Origin of the sequence: Methylobacterium oxalidis, assembly GCF_007992195.1 — a bacterium.
Classification (GTDB): domain Bacteria; phylum Pseudomonadota; class Alphaproteobacteria; order Rhizobiales; family Beijerinckiaceae; genus Methylobacterium; species Methylobacterium oxalidis.
This window is the reverse complement of sequence record NZ_BJZU01000253.1, coordinates 1-2,324: the sequence shown is the minus strand read 5'-3', so window position 1 is coordinate 2,324 and position 2,324 is coordinate 1. Positions and strand designations below refer to the sequence as shown.

Sequence of the window (2,324 nt, the reverse complement as noted above, 5' to 3'; positions counted from 1 at the left end):
CGCCGCCGTAGGCCGCCCGGATGGCGAGCCAGGGCGCCTGGGCGTTGCGGCCGGGCTTGACCGCCTTGCATTTCTCCAGGGTGATCGCGTAGCCGACGAGCTGCGTGACGAGGGCCGGCGCGCGGCTGGGGAGCGGCGTCTCGACCATCTCGGCGGCGCGGGCGCCGGTCGCGGCGAGGACGAGGGCCATCGGGATCGCGGTGCGAAGCATGTTCCGGCTCCGTCGTGCTGCTAGGTCTCGGGCAGCGACCAGTGCGCCTCGACATGGCTGGCGAGCCCGAGGGCGTGGTCGCGGACAAGGATGGCGGCGCGCTCGGCGGCGCGCGCCTGCAAAGCCGCGATGATCGCGGCGTGCTCGCGCATCGAGCGGTCGGGGCGCCCGTCCTGGCGGATCGACGTCGAGCGGATCGCGCGGACATGGACGAACAGGTTGGCGGACATCTCGACCATGAGCTGGCAGCCGCCGAGGCGGATGATCGCCTGGTGGAAGGCGATGTTGGCATCCGCGTAGTCGTCGAGCCGGTTCGCGAGGCCCGAGAGGGTGAAGCTGTCGAACATCTCGCCGAGGTCGGCGAGCTCCGCGTCGGTCGCCCGCGTGGCGGCGAGGTAGGCGGCCGTTCCCTCCAGCGCCGCCCAGACCGTGATCATCTCGATCAGCTCGCGCTTGGTCTTGCGGACGACGAACAGGCCGCGGCGGGGAATGGAGCGGACGAGGCCCTCCTGCTCCAGGAGGGACATCGCCTCTCGCACGGGCGTCCGGCTGACGCCGAGCTCGCGGGCGATGTGGTTCTCCTCCAGGCGGATCTCGGTGGAGCCGTTGTAGATGTCCATCGCCAGGATCGAGCGCTTGATCATCTCGTAGGCCTGGTGCCGCAGCGTCGCGCCACCCCCGACGAAAGCAAGGTTCGGCATCGGCGTGTGAGCTTGAAGCAACGTGACGCTCCGGACGCTTCTGGCAGGACTTCGGGGCGGGAATTTCGAGGCGGACGGGCGAGGTCCTACTCGGGAAGGGGGCCGCGCGCCCTGGCTGTATCCGGGGCGCGCGGTCGTGATGGTTCAGGCGTGAGCGAGGGCTCCGGCCGGGGCGGCCACGCCGTTGGCGGCGTGGTGGCGCTTGAGCATCGGGCGCAGCACCGCCACGGCCAGGAAGGCGGCCAGCAGGTCCATGGCCGCGACCGTGTAGAGCACCGTCGACCAGGTGCCGGTCGCCTGCATGATCAGGTTGCCCACCGGCACGAACAGCGCCGCAAAGCCCTTGGCGCAGTAGAGGACGCCGTAGATCTTGCCGATGTGCTTGGAGCCGAACGTGTCGGCCGCGGTAGCGGAGAACAGCGAGTAGACCTCGCCCCAGGCCAGGAACACGATGCCCGACAGGATCACGAAGGCCCACGGGTTCGAGCCGAAGTAGCCCAGCGCCACGATGCCGATGCCCTCCATCGCGAAGGCGATGAACATCGTCTTCTCACGCCCGATCCGGTCCGAGATCCAGCCGAACAGCGGCCGCGAGATGCCGTTCATGATGCGGTCGAGCATCAGGGCGAAGGGCAGGGCGGCCATGGCGAAGAAGTACAGGTTCACCTGGAAGTTCTTCACCCCCAGATCCGTCGCGATGACGCCGAGCTGGGCCACCGCCATCAGGCCGCCCGTCACCGTGCAGGTGAACATCAGCAGCATGACGTAGAAGACCGGCGTGCGCAGCGCCTCGCCGAGCGTGTAGTCGCGGCGCGACTGCAGCACCTTGGTGGAGAACTTGACCTCGTCCTTGCCCGGCGCGCGCATGAAGGCGGCCGCCAGCATGATGATCGCGCCCTGGATCAGGCCGAAGGTGAAGAAGGCCTGGGCGTAGCTGCCCGCGTCGATCATCTTGGCGATGGGCAGGATGGTCAGGGCCGAGCCGGCGCCGTAGCCGCCCGCGGTCAGGCCGACCGCCAGGCCGCGCTTGTCCGGGAACCACTTGAGGGCGTTGTTGACGCAGGTGGCGTAGACGCAGCCCACGCCGATGCCGCCGACCACGGCCCCGAGGTAGAAGACGGTGAGCGAGGTGGCATACGAGTTGATGATCCAGGCCAGGCCGGTCATCAGGCCGCCGAACATCACGACCCGGCTGGGGCCGTACTTGTCGATGAAGTAGCCCTCGATCGGGGTCAGCCAGGTCTGCACGATGACGAAGATCGTGAAGGCGACCTGGATGGCCGCGCGATCCCAGCCGAAGGTCTTCTGGATCTCGGGAACGAACAGCGTCCAGGCGTACTGGATGTTGGCCGCCGCAACCATGCAGGCGACGCCAAGAATAATTTGCAGCCAGCGGTTGGGTGACGGCTTCA

General features: G+C 68.3%; 3 protein-coding genes. All 3 read right to left on the bottom strand.

The window, feature by feature from the left end; genetic code table 11:
* Window positions 1-211, bottom strand: a 211-nt coding sequence (locus MOX02_RS30260) for a hypothetical protein (RefSeq protein ID WP_147029453.1), incomplete at its 3' end; no start/stop codon positions are given.
* 20 nt (window positions 212-231) lie between these two features.
* A complete protein-coding gene (locus MOX02_RS30255; RefSeq protein WP_373866797.1) occupies window positions 232-933 on the bottom strand; it encodes a GntR family transcriptional regulator in 702 nt (233 codons plus the stop codon).
* A 123-nt stretch (window positions 934-1,056) separates the two neighbouring features.
* The coding region (gene oxlT / locus MOX02_RS30250; protein ID WP_507762761.1) for an oxalate/formate MFS antiporter at window positions 1,057-2,324 on the bottom strand (1,268 nt) is incomplete at its 5' end.